20 protein-coding genes are annotated in these 19347 nt (G+C 38.1%); all 20 read right to left on the bottom strand.

Annotated features, from left to right (window positions below; all coding sequences use genetic code 11):
• Positions 1-50: 50 nt before the first annotated feature.
• The 20 genes from glyA to ACFTQ7_RS14025 all read right to left on the bottom strand — a co-directional run bounded on the left by glyA (position 51) and on the right by ACFTQ7_RS14025 (position 18963).
• A complete protein-coding gene (gene glyA, locus ACFTQ7_RS14120) occupies positions 51-1292 on the bottom strand; it encodes a serine hydroxymethyltransferase (RefSeq protein ID WP_386829495.1) in 1242 nt (413 codons plus the stop codon).
• Positions 1293-1352: 60 nt separating this feature from the next.
• A complete protein-coding gene (locus tag ACFTQ7_RS14115) occupies positions 1353-1895 on the bottom strand; it encodes a TIGR01440 family protein (RefSeq protein ID WP_386829494.1) in 543 nt (180 codons plus the stop codon).
• A gap of 102 nt (positions 1896-1997) precedes the next feature.
• Positions 1998-2435, bottom strand: a complete 438-nt coding sequence (gene rpiB, locus ACFTQ7_RS14110) for a ribose 5-phosphate isomerase B (RefSeq protein ID WP_079559803.1) — start codon at positions 2433-2435, stop codon at positions 1998-2000.
• A 979-nt stretch (positions 2436-3414) separates the two neighbouring features.
• On the bottom strand, positions 3415-4698 hold the full coding sequence (locus ACFTQ7_RS14105; protein WP_386829493.1) for a methyl-accepting chemotaxis protein: 1284 nt from the start codon (positions 4696-4698) through the stop codon (positions 3415-3417).
• 8 nt (positions 4699-4706) lie between these two features.
• Entirely contained in the window at positions 4707-5147 is a 441-nt protein-coding gene (locus tag ACFTQ7_RS14100; protein WP_386829492.1) for a low molecular weight protein arginine phosphatase, read from the bottom strand.
• Positions 5148-5169: 22 nt separating this feature from the next.
• Positions 5170-5667, bottom strand: a complete 498-nt coding sequence (locus tag ACFTQ7_RS14095; protein ID WP_349660638.1) for a manganese efflux pump MntP — start codon at positions 5665-5667, stop codon at positions 5170-5172.
• 258 nt (positions 5668-5925) lie between these two features.
• Entirely contained in the window at positions 5926-6960 is a 1035-nt protein-coding gene (locus ACFTQ7_RS14090) for an L-threonylcarbamoyladenylate synthase (protein WP_386829491.1), read from the bottom strand.
• Between the two features lie 101 nt (positions 6961-7061).
• Entirely contained in the window at positions 7062-7661 is a 600-nt protein-coding gene (locus tag ACFTQ7_RS14085) for a stage II sporulation protein R (protein WP_386829489.1), read from the bottom strand.
• A 44-nt stretch (positions 7662-7705) separates the two neighbouring features.
• Complete coding sequence (gene prmC, locus ACFTQ7_RS14080) at positions 7706-8566, bottom strand: peptide chain release factor N(5)-glutamine methyltransferase (protein WP_386829487.1); 861 nt, start codon at positions 8564-8566, stop codon at positions 7706-7708.
• A complete protein-coding gene (gene prfA, locus ACFTQ7_RS14075) occupies positions 8553-9629 on the bottom strand; it encodes a peptide chain release factor 1 (RefSeq protein WP_349660642.1) in 1077 nt (358 codons plus the stop codon). Before prfA ends, prmC begins: the two co-directional genes overlap by 14 nt.
• A gap of 192 nt (positions 9630-9821) precedes the next feature.
• Complete coding sequence (locus ACFTQ7_RS14070; RefSeq protein WP_349660643.1) at positions 9822-10394, bottom strand: thymidine kinase; 573 nt, start codon at positions 10392-10394, stop codon at positions 9822-9824.
• Positions 10395-10630: 236 nt separating this feature from the next.
• Positions 10631-10834 (bottom strand): 50S ribosomal protein L31, encoded by a 204-nt coding sequence (gene rpmE, locus ACFTQ7_RS14065; protein ID WP_010857976.1) that lies wholly within the window; start codon positions 10832-10834, stop codon positions 10631-10633.
• 163 nt (positions 10835-10997) lie between these two features.
• A complete protein-coding gene (locus ACFTQ7_RS14060) occupies positions 10998-11804 on the bottom strand; it encodes a hypothetical protein (protein ID WP_386829484.1) in 807 nt (268 codons plus the stop codon).
• 88 nt (positions 11805-11892) lie between these two features.
• The gene (locus ACFTQ7_RS14055) at positions 11893-11979 is read right to left on the bottom strand and encodes a zinc-ribbon domain-containing protein (protein ID WP_386829556.1); all 87 of its coding nucleotides are present in this window, start codon (positions 11977-11979) and stop codon (positions 11893-11895) included.
• 213 nt (positions 11980-12192) lie between these two features.
• Positions 12193-13242: an NAD(P)/FAD-dependent oxidoreductase gene (locus ACFTQ7_RS14050; RefSeq protein ID WP_349660645.1), complete on the bottom strand. Its 1050-nt coding sequence runs from the start codon at positions 13240-13242 to the stop codon at positions 12193-12195.
• A 24-nt stretch (positions 13243-13266) separates the two neighbouring features.
• Entirely contained in the window at positions 13267-14211 is a 945-nt protein-coding gene (locus tag ACFTQ7_RS14045) for an ABC transporter substrate-binding protein (protein WP_386829482.1), read from the bottom strand.
• A gap of 30 nt (positions 14212-14241) precedes the next feature.
• Entirely contained in the window at positions 14242-15276 is a 1035-nt protein-coding gene (locus ACFTQ7_RS14040) for a FecCD family ABC transporter permease (protein ID WP_386829480.1), read from the bottom strand.
• Positions 15273-16325 (bottom strand): FecCD family ABC transporter permease, encoded by a 1053-nt coding sequence (locus tag ACFTQ7_RS14035; RefSeq protein ID WP_386829478.1) that lies wholly within the window; start codon positions 16323-16325, stop codon positions 15273-15275. The genes ACFTQ7_RS14040 and ACFTQ7_RS14035 overlap by 4 nt, the downstream gene beginning before the upstream one ends.
• Before the next feature lie 43 nt (positions 16326-16368).
• Positions 16369-17163: an ABC transporter ATP-binding protein gene (locus ACFTQ7_RS14030; RefSeq protein WP_386829476.1), complete on the bottom strand. Its 795-nt coding sequence runs from the start codon at positions 17161-17163 to the stop codon at positions 16369-16371.
• Positions 17164-17238: 75 nt separating this feature from the next.
• Entirely contained in the window at positions 17239-18963 is a 1725-nt protein-coding gene (locus ACFTQ7_RS14025) for an ABC transporter ATP-binding protein (RefSeq protein ID WP_349660650.1), read from the bottom strand.
• Positions 18964-19347: the final 384 nt, after the last annotated feature.

The raw sequence follows: 19347 nt of genomic DNA, 5'->3' as shown, positions 1-19347 counted from the left end.
TGAATTAAAGTGCAAAGTACACTTTAACCACAGCCTTATCTTCTATTAAATTATGCGTATAATGGATGTTTGTCCGTTAAAGCTATTACGCGAGCTTTCGCTTCAGTTTTAACTGCTTCATCCTCTGGATTTTTAAGAACTGTAGCAATAATTGCCCCAACTTCTTTCATGTCTTCCTCATTGAAGCCACGAGATGTTACTGCTGGTGTACCAATACGGATACCAGAAGTTACGAATGGAGATTCTGTATCGTAAGGAATTGTATTTTTATTTGTTGTAATCCCTACTTCATCAAGTGCGTGCTCTGCTACTTTACCTGTTAAGCCAAGAGATTTCACATTAAGAAGTAATAAGTGGTTGTCCGTACCGCCTGATACAATTTCAACGCCTTCTGCCATTAATACTTCTGCTAAAGCTTTAGCATTCGCTTTAAGTTGTTTTGCATACTCTTTGAATTCTGGTTGTAACGCTTCACCGAATGCAACAGCTTTTGCAGCGATTACGTGCATTAATGGTCCACCTTGGATACCTGGGAATACAGATTTGTTAAGCTTTTGCTCCCATTCTTTCGAAGCAAGGATTAAACCACCACGTGGGCCACGTAATGTTTTATGTGTTGTAGATGTCACAAAATCAGCGTATGGCACTGGTGATTGGTGCTCACCAGTAGCTACAAGACCTGCGATATGTGCCATATCCACCATGAAATATGCTCCTACTTCATCAGCAATTTCACGGAATTTAGCAAAATCGATTTCACGTGGGTAAGCGGAAGCACCCGCCACAATTAGTTTTGGCTTATGCTCTAATGCTTTTTGGCGTACATCTTCATAATCGATTACTTGAGTATCTTTTGTTACGCCATATTCAACGAAATTATATAGAATACCTGAGAAGTTTACAGGAGATCCGTGTGTTAAGTGGCCGCCATGAGATAGGTTCATCCCAAGTACTGTATCTCCTGGTTCTAAAATTGTGTGGTATACAGCCATGTTTGCTTGTGCACCAGAGTGTGGTTGTACGTTTGCATATTCTGCACCAAAAATTTCTTTCACACGATCACGTGCGATATCTTCCACAACATCTACGTGTTCACAACCGCCATAGTAGCGTTTACCTGGATAACCTTCAGCATATTTATTTGTTAGAACAGAACCTTGTGCTTCCATTACTGCTTCTGATACAAAGTTTTCTGATGCGATTAACTCAATATTTGCTTGTTGACGTTTTTTTTCCGCAAGAATTCCGTCTAATACTACTTTGTCTTGTACTGCTAATTTTTCGTATGCCATGTTTAAAAAAGCCCCCTAAGTATAATCGTTATTTGTATACCACTGTTTTCAAAGGTAATTTTATTTATACACTGCACGCTCTCCGCCAATCAGCTTCGGACGCGTTGTTGCTATTGTCACAACTGCTTCTCCTACCATTCGTACAGAAGTACGAACCGGAACAGCTACTGCCTTTAAATGCATACCAATAAGCGTTTGACCAATATCAATACCTGCATTTGCTTGCACAGCTTCCACAACAACTGGATTTGTAAATTGCGTAAACGCATAAGCAGACATCGAGCCACCCGCAGTACGAACTGGTACAACTGTTACCGGTTCATAACCAAAACGTTCTGCCGTTGTTTCTTCCATAGTAATAGCACGATTAATATGCTCACAACCTTGGAACGCTAGATGTAGTTGATGTTTATTGGCAAATGCCTGCAACGGCTCAAAAATCGCCTCTCCAATTTCAAGCGCGCCTGCTGTGCCAATTTTCTGACCAATCACTTCAGATGTCGAGCAACCTACGACAAAAATAGTATTCGGTCTTAGGGTTACCTGCTCTTCAAATTCACTGAGTAACTGAGTCAAATGTGTTCGTATTTGTTGTACAACCACTATGCTCAGCCCCTTATTTCTAAATTATTTATGTCCCGCAGCTAAAAAGCTCTTTGAAGAACTTTCTAGCGTAGGACAAATGTTAACAAACTTAACTGCTTTTTATTGCTCAAGTTCAGCGATTTTTTCAACGCGTCGCGTATGACGACCACCTTCAAAATCTGTTTCAAGCCATACTTTAGCGATTTCACGTGCAAGGCCTGGCCCAATAACACGCTCACCCATTGCTAAAACATTTGAATCGTTGTGGCAACGAGTTGCTTTTGCACTAAATAAATCATGTACTAAAGCACAACGAATCCCCTTAATTTTATTTGCAGCAATAGACATACCAATGCCTGTACCACAAATTAAAATACCTTTATCAAATTCCCCGCTAGCAACACCTTCAGTAACTGGTTTTGCATAATCAGGATAGTCTACTGAATCCGCAGATTGTGGACCAAAATCTTCGTAGCTGATGTTTAGCTCATCTAACAGCTGCATAATCTCACGACGTAAGTTATTGCCTCCGTGATCAGAAGAAATTGCTATTCTCACTGGGTTCCCTCTTTTCGAAATTATAGTCAACACTAGTGTACCACTTCTTTCCCAAGAATAACATGATTTTTCTTGCATTTTTATGCTGATTTCTCCTGAAAGACGAACATTTATTGTAACTGTTCATAAAATCATTCACTTTCAAGGCTGTTTTCCTGTGGATATTGTGAATATCATGTTGATAAATTCGGATAACGGCATTTTGTTGTAATATTCTATCTTCTAAAGTTTGTTTCCTTTTTCAATTACAGTGGACATACTATATCAGTATTTTTTCTATGTATTACCAGTATTTGATGGTGTAGAACGGTTCGGTGAGTAGATGTGGGTGTGACGGGGTGCAGCGGGGTGTGAATTCTTTTTAGGTTGAAGCTCTATCTGGCGTTTTGACGGTTTTATCCGCGCTTTCGGCTTTCTATCCATCATTTTGGCGGTTCTATCCACGATTTTCGACTTTCTATCCACGATTTTGACGGTTCTATCCACGATTTTCGACTTTCTATCCACGATTTTGCGGTTTATCCATCGGTTTGGCTGTTCTATCCGTCGGTACTGCCAATCTTTCCGTCGCTTGGCTGACTATCCTTCGATCACGCTTTGCTTTCCGTCGCTCTTCTCTCTTTATCCGTCGCTTCCGCCGTTCTATCCGTCGGTACTGCCAATCTTTCCGTCGCTTGGTCGACTATCCTTCGATCACGCTTTGCTTTCCGTCGCTTCCGCTGTTCTATCCGTCGGCACTGCCATTCTTTCCGTCGCTTGGCCGACTATCCTTCGATCACGCTCTTCTTTCCGTCGCTTGGCTGACTATCCTTCGATCACGCTCTTCTTTCCGTCGCTTGATCGACTATCCGTCAACACCGCTCTTCATTCCATCACTCTCCTCTCCAAAAGCACCGCACACAATCCCCTTAATCCAACAAAAAAACTGTAGCAAACTCAAACCTCATCTGAGTTTATCTACAGTTTATTATCTTCGCATTTAGGCTTGTCTATCGAATTGTTGAATCATTTTGTGCAGTTCTTCTGATTGTTTCTTTAGGCCTTCTGCTAGTTTTTCTACTTGTTCAATGGCGTATGCTTGTTCTTCTGCTGCGCTGCGGACTTCTTGTGCGCTGGCTGACGTTTCTTCTGCGATGGCTGCCACTTCTTGGGATTGATGGGCAGTTGTTTCGATGTTGTGCATTTGTTGTTCGATTAATGAAGAAATTTCTACAATGGCTGTTGCCATTTCGTGTACGCTTGAAGACATGCCTTCTACGGCTGTTGTCGTCTCTGATACGCGGGCAGCTTCTTTTGTCGCAAATGCCACTTGCTGATTCATTTGTTTGACTACAACCTCAACGTTTTGTTGCATTGATTGAATAAGGGTTGTAATGCCTTGTACTGCTTTCGCACTTTCATCCGCTAAGCCACGAACTTCTTCTGCTACAACAGCAAAACCTTTTCCATGATCTCCAGCACGCGCTGCCTCAATAGAAGCATTTAACGCTAGTAAATTTGTTTGTGCTGCAATATCGCCAACTAGGCTAATGATGCGTTCTACCTGACCAGCGTTTTCCTCTAGAAGATGAATGCTTTCTAATGCCTCATTATTGCCAGCTGCAATTTGTTGAATACTATTTACTAACGTTTCGATTGCATTTGTTGTTGTCGTTAAATTATGTAGAATCTCTTTGGATTGCGTTGCTGATGCTTCTGCTCTACTATTGACTTCTGTAGCTAGGGCTCGTACATCTTCAATTGCTTCGGCTGTATCTTGGACTGCCGTTGCTGATGTCTCTGCACCAGAAGAAATATGCTTTACTGTAGAAGCAATATTCTCTGCTTTTTTTGTTGCAATAGCAGCTTCATCAGATAGTTGGATAATTGATTGATTAGTTTGCTGGAAGTTACTATCTATGCTTTCCACCATTCCTCTTAAGTTTAACACCATTTGTTGGAATGCCTCTGCGACAGAACGAATTTCATCACTTGTTTTCGGCATTTCTACATCCTGTCCAATTTTTCCTTCTGCTACTCGGGAAGCTGAATTTTCGAGCTGTTGTAAAGGTTTAATTAAGATTACACTGAAAATTGCAGCCAAAATGCCTGACCATACTATCCCTGACACATAAGTAAAAATTTCAAACAGTTTACGATTGATTTCTGGGAAAAAAGTAGGTTGTAAATATTCGATAAATATAAAACTAATACTGTAAGTGATTAGTGCAAGAAAACTAACAAATAATACTAGTTTAAATCGTAAACCAAACTGCTTTTTCATAGCGACCCTCAATTCTCTTCAATTTTTTTTACTAATTGTTCTACTAATGTTGTTAATTCTGCAAATGTTTCTTTATAAATTCTTATACTACCACCGTAAGGATCTACAACATTTCCGCCACTAACTTCGCTTGTATATTCTTTTAAAGTAAAAACTTTTTGTTCAGCATTTGTGAAATTGGCAATAATTGTATCTTTATGAGCTGTTGTCATTGTTAAAATTAGATCAGCCCACTCCATTTCAGTTATTGATAATTGTGTTGCTAAATGCTGATGCGTCATATTTGCTTCATATAATACTTGTTGTGCATGTGCAGACATTTCTGCATTTGGCATCGCATAAATGCCCGCCGAACGAACCTCTACATTGTTCAATTGTTTATGTTTTAAAATAACCTCTGCCATAGGACTGCGACAAGTATTCCCGGTGCAAACAAATAGTATTTTCATACTTATCACTCTCCACTTTTTTCTATTGCCGGATAGCTAGGAAACCCATAATAATGAAAAAAATTCCTGTTATGATTTGAAATTTATTACCAAGTAACGTCTGACTTTTACGCGCAATGACTAATGACCCATAAGAGCAAATAAGTGCACTGACACCCGCACTTATAATAAATACCATTTTCTCTAAGTTTAGCATACCAAATGAAACACTTACTGAAAAGGTATCTAGGCTTGCAGTCACGGCTAAAAGTATTGGTGAAATTGTAACTTTTTCATCTTTCCGCGAAAATAATAGCAAATGTATGCCCATACAAAACAATAAAATACTTGATATCCATTGTCCCCATTCTAAGAGGAAACGCATTAAATAGCTTCCTAATTCGAAGCCTAATAGCGGGAAAAGCATATGCAACGCAGCTGTCCATACTGATAAAAAAAATCGATACTTAACATTTGGCAGTAATACATATAAGCCAATCACATCTACAGACGTTATTATACCCGCAAGAATTCCCTGCAAGAAAGCACTCCTTTGCTCTCTAATATTTTATCATTTTATGCTCGAAAATACAGTAATATCATAATACAATTTCCTTACAATATGGTGCTAAAAGTCACTCTATCAAAAAAAACAATCAGCTTCCACTATAGTAAAAACTCGCTATACTTGCACAACTACAGCTCAAGTACAAAAGTCTAAGTAGATACCCCCACTGATTAATACAAAAAAATAGTATGCCAGAGTTACCTCTAACATACTATTTTCTAGGTAGTTTATTTACGAAGTATACCATTTCCCGCCAGCTGCTTTCTCAAGTCGATTCATAATTGCAGCCCCTACTCCTTCAGTCGATGTAGTAGTCGCTAGGATTATTGTAGCCGCTGTTTTATCGCAAGCTCTTAGGGCATGATACAATGCCGCACCCATTTCTTCTTTACTACCAGCTTCTCCTACTGAGAAATTATAATCAGCCTTGCTGTCAACAAAACTAGTTGGTGCAAGTAACGCTACTTTATGTCCTTGTTTTTGTAATTGATGTACAGCCTCATGAACTTTTTTCAAATCACAATCAATTAATAGCACAGGGGCGTTAGGTGCATAGTGTGTATATTTCATACCAGGGGCTTTCGGAGTAGTCTCTAATTTCTGCTCTGTTTTTGAAGGTTGAAGTACTGGACCGATTTTAGCCTCTAACATTTCTTTTGTAATTCCGCCTGGACGCAAAATTACTGGAGGTTCGTGTGTAACGTCTAACACTGTGGATTCGAGCCCGATCCCAGTAGTACCTCCATCTAAAATATAAGGTATGTACCCTTCCAAATCATCTTGAACATGTACAGCTTCTGTAGGACTCGGCTTCCCACTACGATTAGCACTTGGCGCAGCAAGTGGCTTTTTTAATTGTTGCAGTAAGTCGAGTGCAACTGGATGATCTGGCATACGGATGCCGACAGTAGTAAGACCAGCTGTCACACTGCCTGCCAACACATTTGGCTTTACAGGCATGACAAGTGTCAGTGGACCTGGCCAAAATAAATCCATGCATTTTTTTGCTACTTCTGAAATATGCTCGATATAGAGTTCAACTTCCTCTTTCGTGCCAATGTGGACAATTAGCGGATTGTCTGAAGGACGACCTTTTGCTTCAAATATCTTTTTGACTGCTGTATCAATTGTTGCAATAGCTCCAAGCCCATAAACCGTTTCTGTTGGAAATGCTACGACCTCGCCTGCATTTAAGATATCCACAGCCTGTGCATAATTTATCTGACTATTCACATTTCTATCCACAATTTTGCAAACGGTTTCCATAATTAAAACCTTCCTTCAATTATTCGTTTTTACTGAATTATCCACATAATGTTTATAACTTATTAAAAATTGTGCATAAGTTATCTGAATTTGTAAACAATTCATTCAAAAAAACCTTTAATCCATTCCCATATAAAAAATGTAACTGGTTCCTTTTCTTCTTTTATTTCTTCTTTCTGTTCATCTTTATCGGGCTCACAAATCGAGGGGAATATGCTACACCACCAGTTATCACCACGTGCATCACCGATTTTCACGACAATCGATTGATATAAATTTTGTGGATAAAGCACTGCGTTATGTCTCTTCGGTGGAAATAAGTTATCCCCAATTACAACCTGTGTATGAAGCTGTGGATAATTCTTTTTGATTTCCGCTTCAATTTCCTGTTTCAACGAAAGCATTTGCTCGTTATCCACAGTTTTAGCTCCAGCACTTGCAACTACTTGCTTAAAATACGGCTTTAAATTTTGGACAAACTGTTCCTTTTCAAGCTGATCCTGTGTCGTATTGCTATTAGCAATCACGCGTATACGAAAATCATTTTCTTGCTCTTGATTGCTAGCTTCTTTCGCAAAACCTACTAATGATGGAATATATAAAATACATAATTGTAAAGAAATCGCAATTACTACTAATCTTGCAAAAGCTAAAAAGATATTTTGTTTTGGTAATCTAATAATCTTGTATTCGTTTAACATAAAAATCCCTCCTTGCTCCACATTGTGGGCAAGAAGTAGATACTTTATACATGAATTTCACAAAAAATCATTCGGGGCTTACCGTTTATATCTTTTTCTATCGAAACTGTAGCCTGCGGAAAACTATTTTTAAAGAATTGAGCGACCTGCTCCCCTTGTGTATATCCGATTTCAAGACCAATGACGGCTGGTTTATTCATAAGGGGTGGAAGCTGTTCAGCCAATTTTCTATATAAAATGAGTCCGTCTTCTTCTGCAAAAAGAGCACTATGGGGTTCATGCTCTAGCACAGTATTAGACATCTCTTTTGCTTCATCAAAAGCAATATACGGTGGATTCGATAAAACGATATCAAATTTCTCACCTGACAGAGGTTTCGTTAAATCCCCTAGTCGAAAATCAATATCCGCCGCTAATCTTTGTGCATTTTTTTGCGCCGTAGATAAAGCAGCCTCAGATAAATCAGTGGCTACGACTGTCAGCTCAGGACATTCTAACTTCATAGAAAGAGCAATTGCACCACTACCGGTACCGATATCTGCAAGCTTCAAGCTTTGATTTTCAAATATTTTGTTCATACGATTAATCGTTCCAAGTACTAATTCCTCCGTCTCCGGTCTAGGAATAAGTACTGACTCATTGACAATAAATGAACGGCCATAAAATTCTTCACTACCGATGCAATACTGTACAGGTCGTCCACTCGCATGCTCTTCGATAAGTTCTTTAAATTTCTCTTGTTGTTCAGCTGTTAATGCGTCTTGAAGGTGTAACATTACTTCTGAATAGCTAGTGCCAAGTATATGCTGCATGACAATGCGTGCCGCTGTTTCCTCACGACCATTATCCACTAAAAAAGAAGAAGCCCATTGAAGGGCCTCCATTACATTATTATAGGTCATCATTTAATCGCTCTAACTTCGATGCTTGCTCTTCTAAAATGAGCGTATCAATGATTTCGTCTAGTCTACCTTCGACGATTTGATCTAGTTTTTGAATCGTTAAACCAATACGGTGGTCTGTAACTCGGTTTTGTGGATAATTGTATGTGCGAATACGCTCAGAGCGATCGCCTGAACCTACAGCTGATTTACGTGTAGCATCGATTTCCTTTTGTGCTTCTTGCAAATACATATCAGCAACACGAGCACGCAGAATTTTCATTGCCTTTTCACGGTTTTTAATTTGTGATCGTTCGTCCTGCATCGATACAACAACACCTGTTGGTAAGTGGGTCATACGCACAGCTGACATCGTTGTATTTACCGATTGACCACCGGCACCAGAAGATGCAAATGTATCTACTCGGATATCTTTCTCATGGATATCCACATCTACTTCTTCAACTTCAGGTAAGCAAGCTACTGTCGCTGTCGATGTATGGATACGCCCTTGAGATTCTGTTGCTGGTACACGTTGTACACGGTGTGCGCCATTTTCAAATTTGAATTTTGAATATGCACCTTGACCGTTAATCATAAATATAACTTCTTTATAGCCGCCCATTGGGTTTGGCGTCGCTTCCATTATGTCAATTTTCCAGCCTTGTGTCTCTGCATAACGAGAATACATACGGAATAAATCGCCCGCGAAAATATTCGCTTCATCTCCACCAGCTGCCCCACGAATCTCCATAATAACGTTTTTATTATCATTAGGATCTTTTGGAATTAATAGAATACGTAAACGGTCTTCTAACTCTTCTTGCTGTTCTTTTAGAAGGTTGAATTCTTCTTTCACCATTTCATGCATATCAGGATCTTTTTCATTATCTAGCATCTCACGTGTATCAGCTAATTGCTCTTTTACACTTTTATATTCACGATACGCATCTACAGTTTCCTGGATATCTGATTGTTCTTTAGAATATTCACGTAATTTTTTACTATCATTTACAATATCGGGATCACTTAAAAGCTCTGTTAACCTTTCGTAACGATCCTCTACTGCTTGTAATCGATCGAACATGGATTTCACCTCTATTTAGTTTTTTATAAAGTTTGCTCTGTTAACTGTCGCCAAAAAGAGAAACTCTACATTAGAATTACGCTAAACGCGTAAGAATTTTTTATAAACATTTATTATTTCCACTACCTAGTATAAGGAAATCTTCGCATGTATGCTACTTTTTCTTCGTTCTATCAACTGGAGCATTTTGCCTTATAGCGGCGGATTCGCGTGACATTTACGACACACCGGATAGTATGAATCATTCCCGCCAATTTGAATTTGATCACCTGTATAAACAGGCTTTCGACTTTCATCAACACGTAAATTCATTGTCGCTTTTTTATGACAGAACCAGCAAATCGTTTTCATTTCCTCAATTTTATCTGCATATGTAAGCATATACTGACTGCCTTCAAAGAGCTCATTTTGGAAATCGTTTTTTAGACCGAAGCCCATAACTGGAATATCTAACTCATCTACGATATATGCTAACTGCAAAACATGTTCTTTTTTTAGAAATTGTACTTCATCAACAAGTACACAGTATGGTTTTACAGCATTGTTTTTTACTAGCTCAAAAATATTTGTATCATCATTAACAGGAATGGCTTGTTGACGTAAGCCTACTCGACTTGAAATAAAGCCTACTTCATCTCGCGTATCTATGCCTGGTGTAAACATCATTACAGGTTTTTGTTGTTCTTCATAGTTATGCGCAACTTTTAAAATTTCTATGGATTTACCACTGTTCATTGCACCGTGTTTAAAATATAGCTGTGCCATTTTGTCTTCTCCCTTTCTTCATGTCGAGCTGGATACTGAAAAGACTCGCATCAACGTATTTCTTTAACTTCTTTCAGTAGTTGTTTCCCACCTCTGTCGGGGCGAGGTGAATGCGGATTAAAGGCGTTCTTTGTGCAAGCACAAAGCCGATTCCTGACGCAATTATGCCGAGGCATAATTGATTATACTGAAAAAAATACCTGCCAAGCACATGCTTGGCAGGTATTAAACTAACATTAGTTTTTAAGACCGTATTTTTTGTTGAAACGATCCACGCGACCATCAGCAGACGCGAATTTTTGACGGCCAGTATAGAATGGGTGACAGTCGTTGCAGAACTCGACAACGATGTTTTCTTTTACTGAACCAGTTTTGAAAGTATTACCACAAGAGCAAGTTACTGTTGCTTCTTTGTAATCTGGATGAATTCCTTGTTTCATATTCGTTTTCTCCTCTCGCCCTGAACCATCTGGAACAGAGTATTATCGAACTGTACCTTACATAGCCCGAATATGTCGGCTACATATGTACACGTTACATACTTTTCAATATTACCATATGAAATATACATTTGACAATAGTTTTGAATGTATCAACGATTAGTTATTTAAAAAATTTAAACACTTCTCCGACTACAGAGTCTATCATAAATGAGAATACAATCGAAGATAAAATAACTGTTACTACTAAATAGAAAACAAAACCATAAAAACTATCAATGTTTTTAGATTTATTACTTAACAACTTAATCATGACAAACATAGGGATAATACCAATAGCTAACGCAAATCCAATGTATATCATCGTTGTTGAATACGAGAATGATTTCAACAATCCTAATAAAATACTTAAAACCATAATAGCTATAGGTAGTGTATAATAATTTCCTATTTTACTAATAACATTTGTAAAACTTAGACTTTCAGAAAATAGTTTTGCCGTTAAAAATATAGCAAAGATACTTATTGCTATTAGTAAAGAAATGAATAACGACATGTAAAAAAATACTTGAATGAAGGATGGAGCAATGCTTTCAAAGAAACCAAATCCTCCGGAAAAGAATTGTTTTATTAATGTGAATACTGATAATGCTGTTAATACAACATAGATAATCATACTAATAATACTATTTTTCCAAGTAGCTTCTACATTAAAATTTGCGGATGGCATTTTTAATTGTTCTACAAAATAATTAACGTATAATTTAGATTGCTTTTTAATTAATTCAATTTGCTCATTACTTTGCGTAGTACTCTGAGCAGTCTGCGTATATTGTGAGTGTGGTTGTTCATCACTCATGCTATGCGTTGTTGCCGCTCGTTCTTGTGCAGCATTTTCAATCGGAGCTCCACATTTCCCACAAAATCTTCCGTCATCCTGCGCATGACCACATGCTAAACAGTTTTTCATATGTACACCTCATTAACATTTTGTCTTTTTCGTATGTAAGACGAAAAGACATATTTCTTTTTTATGTTCATAACTAGTGGAACCTTCTTTAAAGCTCGATTGCAACTTTACTACAGTATGCACAAACCAATACTTCCTCACTATTTTGCTCCCCGCAATTTGTGCAAAATTCCACTAATAATACCCATTACCTATATATTATAACAAAATTATTCAACAAAAAATTTCAAAATAATAGATTTGTTTACTATATTTATTCAACCTTAGATGAATACTTTGAAGATTTATCGGAATAACTTCAGTTTTTAGACTAGAAAAGCGCATCGCCCTCACGTTATCGTAAAAAAATCACCATCAATTATTGCTAGTCGATGGTGATTTTTTATAGTTAACCTCGTACTTCACGATAGTCATTATCCACTAATCCTATTTTTTTATTTCGTTCTTTGAATCGAATATTGTGGGAAGACACGTACGCCACTTTTGGTGCATCTGGCTCTAAATAAAGCTTTGCACTATTCAACGCTAAAATACCATCCGTAAATGCACCTGCTATTAATCTTACCTTAGAAGGATGATCTACAAAATCTCCTGCACCATAAACCCCTTCTATATTTGTTTCACGCTTTTCGTTGACAATAGCTACTCCGTCTTGAATATTTAAGCCCCACTCTTCAAGTGCGCCATAATCACATTTTAAGCCATGATTAACGATGACTGCATCCACTTCTAATTGTTCGACTTCGTCTGTTTCTTTATTGGCAATTGACACGGACTGTATTAAATCACCATCACCATGCAATTGCACCACTTCGTAAGGTGTTTTTATAGATATAGAGGATTCGCGCATTTTTATAACATTTTTTTCATGACCACCAAATTCATCACGTCGATGAACAATTGTTACACTAGCAGCAATTGGCTCTAGCTCATTTGCCCAATCCACAGCAGAATTACCACCACCAGAAATTAAAACATGCTTATTACGGAAAATTTCTAATTCCTGTACTGTGTAATATAAATTTGTCACCTCATAGCGATCTACTCCAGCTATATCGAGCTTTTGCATAGAAAGTACACCATATCCAACTGCTAAAATGACCGTTTTCGAATAGTGTTTCTCGCCTGTTGAGGACGTTAACATAAATGTACCATCACTCTGCTTTTCTAATTTTTCAACTTTTTGATTTAATACTATCGTTGGATCAAATGTTTTTGCCTGTTCAACTAGTTGTTCAATTAGCTGTCCACCTAATATTGGTGTTACAGCACCAACATCCCAAATCATCTTTTCAGGATAAATTAACATTCGACCACCAAGCTGAGAGCTATATTCTATAATTTTTGTCTTTAAGTCGCGCATCCCACTATAAAAAGATGTATAAAGGCCTGCGGGTCCCCCACCAACAATCGTTACATCATACATTTCTATCGTCATATTCGGCATTCCTCATTTCATCTTTTATTTTTCACTCTTTTTCTTTTCTAACAGCATATTTGTCACTTCTTCTACTTGGGCAAGTACAGCAATCGGGTCAAACGCCCAAAATCTTTCTGCATCTAAATAAAATACATTGTTATTTTTCACTGCATCCATTGACTTCCACAAAGAATCTTCTCTGTTTAACTCGGCACCATTCGATTCATCTAAGAAAATATAATCTCCCGCATATTCAGGTAATACTTCATAAGAGACTTGCTTGTACGTTTCCCCAGTTTCAATTAATTCCTTTTGAGTACTTTCGGGTGCTTTTAGTTGCAATTGCTTATAAATTGCTTGCCCACCACGATAAATACCATCACCGTATAAATAAAAGTCTTTGCTGTATGCCCCAAAGATTGAATACGTTTCATTTGGATCTAAAACTTCTGCTAACTTTTCACGATTTTCTGAGACTTTCTCTGCAAACATTTTCAGCCAAGCTTCTCCTTCAGCTTGTTTTCCTAAAATTTCAGCGAGCCCTTTTACTTCTTCTTCCACACTACGGTAGGTTTCATAGGGCAATACAACAGTCGGTGCTATTTTGGATAGCTTTTCATACGATTCTGCATCCGCTTCAGCTGTAATAATTAAATCTGGCTTCAAAGCTAAAATAGATTCAACTGCACTTTCCTCTGTATTTTCTATATCATCAATTTGGTCTTGAATGTGGACATTATCTAAATCCCGTTGTGTCGCACCTACTGGCTTTACCCCTAATAGTAATGAAGTTGGCAAATATGCATCCACTACAAGTCGCTCAATTTTTGTAGGAATTTCAATTTCTCCATTAATAGTGGATATCTTTTTCGTCGTTGCTTCTGTCTCTGCTTTAGGATCACCGTTCACCGATGTCTCATCATTGCTACTACATCCTACAAGCATAAGTGCTACTATAATTAAAAATATAGTTCGTTTTTTCATCATTCCACTCCTCCGAAATTGAAATACTCCCTTTTATTCCTTTAAACGCGCTAATAAATATAAGAAATAGGGTGCTCCTAAAACTGCTACTACAATCCCGGCTGGAATTTCTGATGGCTCTAAGATTAAGCGACCGATTGTATCGGCCATTAAAACTAATAATCCCCCTAAGAGTGCGGCAGCAGGCAGTAAAAACTGATGTTTAGCCCCAACGAGCTGACGTGCCAAATGTGGAGCAATTAATCCAACAAATCCAATCCCCCCACTTACTGACACACTTGCCCCAGCTAATCCTACAGATGCTGCAAGAAGCCAGCGACGCTCCCTTTCAATAGAAGCTCCCAAACCGACTGCTGTTATTTCTCCTAAATTTATCACGTTCAAAACGCGGGATTTAGAATACACAAATGGTAGTAAAATTAGTAACCATGGCAATAAAGATAATACGAATCTCCAATTTGATCCCCAAATACTACCCGCTAGCCACGTTGCAACGAATTGATAATTTTCAGGTGTTAAACGCAGCGTCAGCACAATCATCGCTGAGCTAATACCCGCAGCTACTGCAATCCCTGTTAATATTAAGCGCATTGGGGTAATTCCTTCATGACGTCGATAAGAAAGTATATAAATTAAAACAGCTGTCATCCCTGATCCTACAAATGCTAACACTGGTAGTAAAAATACAGGTGCTGCTTTAGTAGATGGAAAAAATGAAATATAGAGCATAACTGCAAGTCCAGCTCCTGCATTTATACCCAAAATGCCTGGGTCAGCTAGAGCATTTTTAGAAATACCTTGTAAAATAGCCCCTGAAACTGCTAAGCCCATCCCCACTAAAACTGCAATAACGATACGAGGCAGCCTAAATTCAAACAAAATAAGTTGCTGTTGGGCATCGCCCTGACCAAAAAGTGTTCGAAAAACCTCCATTGGTGTTAGCTTTATAACCCCTGTATTCATACTAATGACAAATGTGATGACTATTAGTAAAGCTAGTGTACCTAGAATTAAGAAGTTTTTCTTTTTAGCTTTTTGTTGAGTTACTGTTAAAAAACTATTACTCATAGTTCTTTTCCTCCTTTACGGGCTATATATAGGAAGAATGGAACTCCAATAAACGCAATTAGCGCTCCAATTGGTGTTTCGTAAGGTGGATTGATCATCCTTGCAACAAGATCAGCCAACACAACAAGTAATGCTCCATAAATTATTGAACATGAAATAATCCAACGATAATCGTGTCCAACTATGTATCTCATAAAATGCGGAACTATTAAGCCAACAAACCCGACTGCTCCAACGACTGATACTGCTGCTCCTGCCAACACTAAAACAATCACCATTCCCCATATTTTTACTACGGTAGTACGTTGTCCAAGTCCTACGGCAATTTCTTCACCTAAACTTAGTAATGTAATGGAACGTGATAAAATTAGAGCACCAATCATTGCCGCCAGTATCCATGGCGATAATATTTGAAGATGATACCACTTTGTACCTGAAACACCTCCTGCATACCAGAAGGCTAAGTCTTGTCCAATACGATAATAAAGAGCAACGCCTTCTCCTAGCGCACCTAATAGAGCACTTACAGCAGCACCTGCCAACACTAATCGCATCGGCGTTAGGCCACCTTTTGATAGCGAACCTACGCCATAAACAATCGCAACACCTAAGCCCGCTCCAACAAATGACCATAAAACTATATACATGTACGATAAATTAGGGAAAAAAGCAAAGCAGATTGCTAGCATAAACGCGGCCCCAGAATTTAACCCTAATAATCCAGAGTCAGCCAATGGATTGCGTGTCATGCCTTGCATAATCGCACCTGCGACCGCAAAGCATCCACCTACTAATCCTGCGCCTAACACTCGTGGTAATCGAATATCATGTATAATTTGATGTGTTGTTACATCCGGTGAAAAATGAGTAATAGCTGTCCATACAGTACTCAATGATATATCTGCGGCACCAAATGAAATAGACAAACCGATTGCAAATATTAACCCTATCACCCCAACAATTAAAGCTACTACACCACGGACTGGATGAGATCGCTGTTGTAGTTCATCTAAATCTCTGAGCCCTCCTACTCCTGTCGACGTAGTCATACACTTCCTCCTTAATCCTTACAATTCAATTTCCTACTTAACGCTATTCTTTCATGTCGTGCAGTTGGTAAGATAAGCAGATAGGATTTTTACTATATGGGCAGACAGCCATTTCTGCATCAATATTGAACACCTTTTGTAAATTTTCCTTTGTCATCACTTCATTTGGCTGACCATTCACAATTAAATGTCCATCTTTCATAGCAATCATAAAGTTTGAAAAACGAGAAGCATGGTTCAAATCGTGTAATACCATCACAATCGTTCGTCTTTCCTCTTTATTTAGCTTTTGTAACAGTAATAAAATATCGAGCTGATGTGCTAAATCTAAATACGTAGTAGGTTCATCAAGTACTAAAATATCTGTTCCTTGAGCTAATGCCATGGCAATCCATACTCGTTGACGTTGCCCACCGGATAGTGCCTCTATCGGACGGTCACTAAACTCTCTAAGACCTGTAACATCGATAGCCCAATGAATATATTCATAATCTTCCTTGTGCAATGTACCAAACCCTGCTTGATGAGGAAAACGGCCATAGGATACTAGTTCAAAAACTGTTAATCCCCCTGGAGCTGTTGCTGTTTGAGGCAAAATTGCCATTCTTTTTGCCACTTCTTTTGTCTTTAATTGATGAATTGCTTTTCCATCTAAGTAAACTGCTCCATCTTGGGTCCGTAGTACACGTGCAACAGCCTTTAATAAGGTAGATTTGCCACAGCCGTTTGGACCAATAATCGTTGAGATTTGTCCTTTTGGAATTTCCACACTTAAATCATGAACAATGAGCGTCGAGGAATAACCAATAGCTACACGATCTATTTCAAGAACTGACATATAATCCTTCCTTCCTTTTATCAATTCGCCTTGGCGTCATTGCGCTGAGTGACGATAAAATGACAAATTACTAGCTTAGATTTGTAAGCCAAATTGCGCTGTATACAAACCATAATAAGCATTTTTTCTATCCATTAATTGCTCATGAGTGCCTTCTTCTATAATTCCTTTTTTCGATACAACGACAATTCGATCAGCATCCTTTATCGTTGCTAAACGGTGTGCAATCACTAATGTTGTACGGCCTATTGCGAGCTCGTTTAAGGCTTGTTGAATTGCCTGCTCGGTTTCTGTATCCAAAGCAGACGTTGCTTCATCCAAAATCAATACTTTAGGATTTTTCAAGAATATACGTGCAATCGATAATCTTTGCTTCTGTCCGCCTGATAATTTCACGCCACGTTCACCAATTAATGTATCCATGCCATCAGGTAGCGCTTTAATAACATCTGTAAGCTGCGCTCTCTGTGCAGCAAACCAAATATCTTCCTCACTCGCGTTTAAATTACCATAAGCAATATTTTCTCGAATTGTGCCATCAAACAAAAAGACATCCTGTTGAACAATTCCTATATGGGAACGTAAAGATTGCAGCTTAAAATCTCGTATATCGATGCCATCAATTTTTATTGAACCTTCATTTACTTCATAAAAACGTGGTAATAAACTGCAGATGGTAGATTTTCCCGCACCAGATGGACCTACTAGCGCGACCGTTTCACCAGGATGTACCTTTAAATTAATATGGTGTAAGGTATGATTATTTTCAGAGTAACCAAACGATACATTAGTAAATGTAATTTCTCCTCCAATTTCATCGATAGCTTTTGCCTCTGGACGATCAGCAATTTCAGGTGCTGTTTCTAGAAATTCAATGTACCTTCTAAACCCTGCCATTCCTTTCGGATAACTTTCAATAAACATATTAATTTTATTGATTGGGTTTAAGAGAATACCTGATAATAAAATAAATGCAATGAATTCACCATTTGTTAAATGGCCTTCTAAAACGAAATATGCACCTACAAATAGCGTGAATAATGACAAAATTTTTGTGAGAATACCTGAGATTGCTTCATTCCAAGCCATTACTTTATAGGAAAAAAGTTTTGTCATTCGAAATCTTTCATTGTTTGCTTTAAATCGTTTAATCTCATGCTCTTCATTCGTAAAGGCTTGTACAACACGAATACCACTTACATTGTTTTCAACACGTGCATTAAAATCTGCAATATCCCCAAACATTTGACGGAATGCTTTGGACATTAACTTCCCAAAAATAATCGTTAAAATTAATATGATTGGAACCAGTAGGAAAATTAGTATTGTAAAGGTTGGATCAATGTAAAACATCACTCCGAATGTACCTACAATCGTCATTGCAGCAATAAACATATCCTCTGGTCCATGATGTGCAAGTTCACCAATGTCCATTAAATCATTCGTCAATCTTGAAACTAGGTGCCCTGTTTTATTGTTATCGAAATAACGGAACGAGAGCTTTTGAACGTGACTAAACGCTTCCCTTCTCATATCCGTCTCAATATTGATTCCTAACATATGTCCCCAATATGAAACGATAAAATGTAAAATAGAATTAAAAATATATAAAACAAATAATAATAAACTAGCCATAATAATCCACTTTAGTTCACCGTCTGGTAAAATATCATCAATCACCTTATTTAAAACGATTGGAAATGCTAATTCGATAAGGGCTACTAGTATGGCACAGGAAAAATCCAAAATAAATAATCCTTTATAGGGCTTGTAATATGAAAAAAAACGCTGTAATAACATCGAGGAAGCCTCCTATTATCAATATCATTCATAGTATTCTAGTAAATAAGCTACCCCATCAAACACAGGTAGCTCACATTTCTTTGCCATCTTCAGGTGTGTTGATTAACCATTTTTTTCATTCAAATTAATTCGAAAACGCTGATTTCCGCTACAGGCTACTCGCTTTGTTGCTGCCGCTTCGCTTTCGCACAGTTAAAACATTTGTTGCTGCCGCTTCGCTTTCGCACAGTTAAAACATTTGTTGCTGCCGCTTCGCTTTCGCACAGATTAAACATTTGTTGCTGACGCTTCGCTTTCGCACAGTTAAAACATTTGTTGCTGACGCTTCGCTTTCGCACAGATTAAACATTTGTTGCTGACGCTTCGCTTTCGCACAGTTAA

Source organism: Lysinibacillus sp. NPDC056959 (genome assembly GCF_042674095.1).
Classification (GTDB): Bacteria; Bacillota; Bacilli; order Bacillales_A; family Planococcaceae; genus Lysinibacillus; species Lysinibacillus zambalensis.
This window is presented reverse-complemented; position numbering and strand designations above follow the sequence as displayed.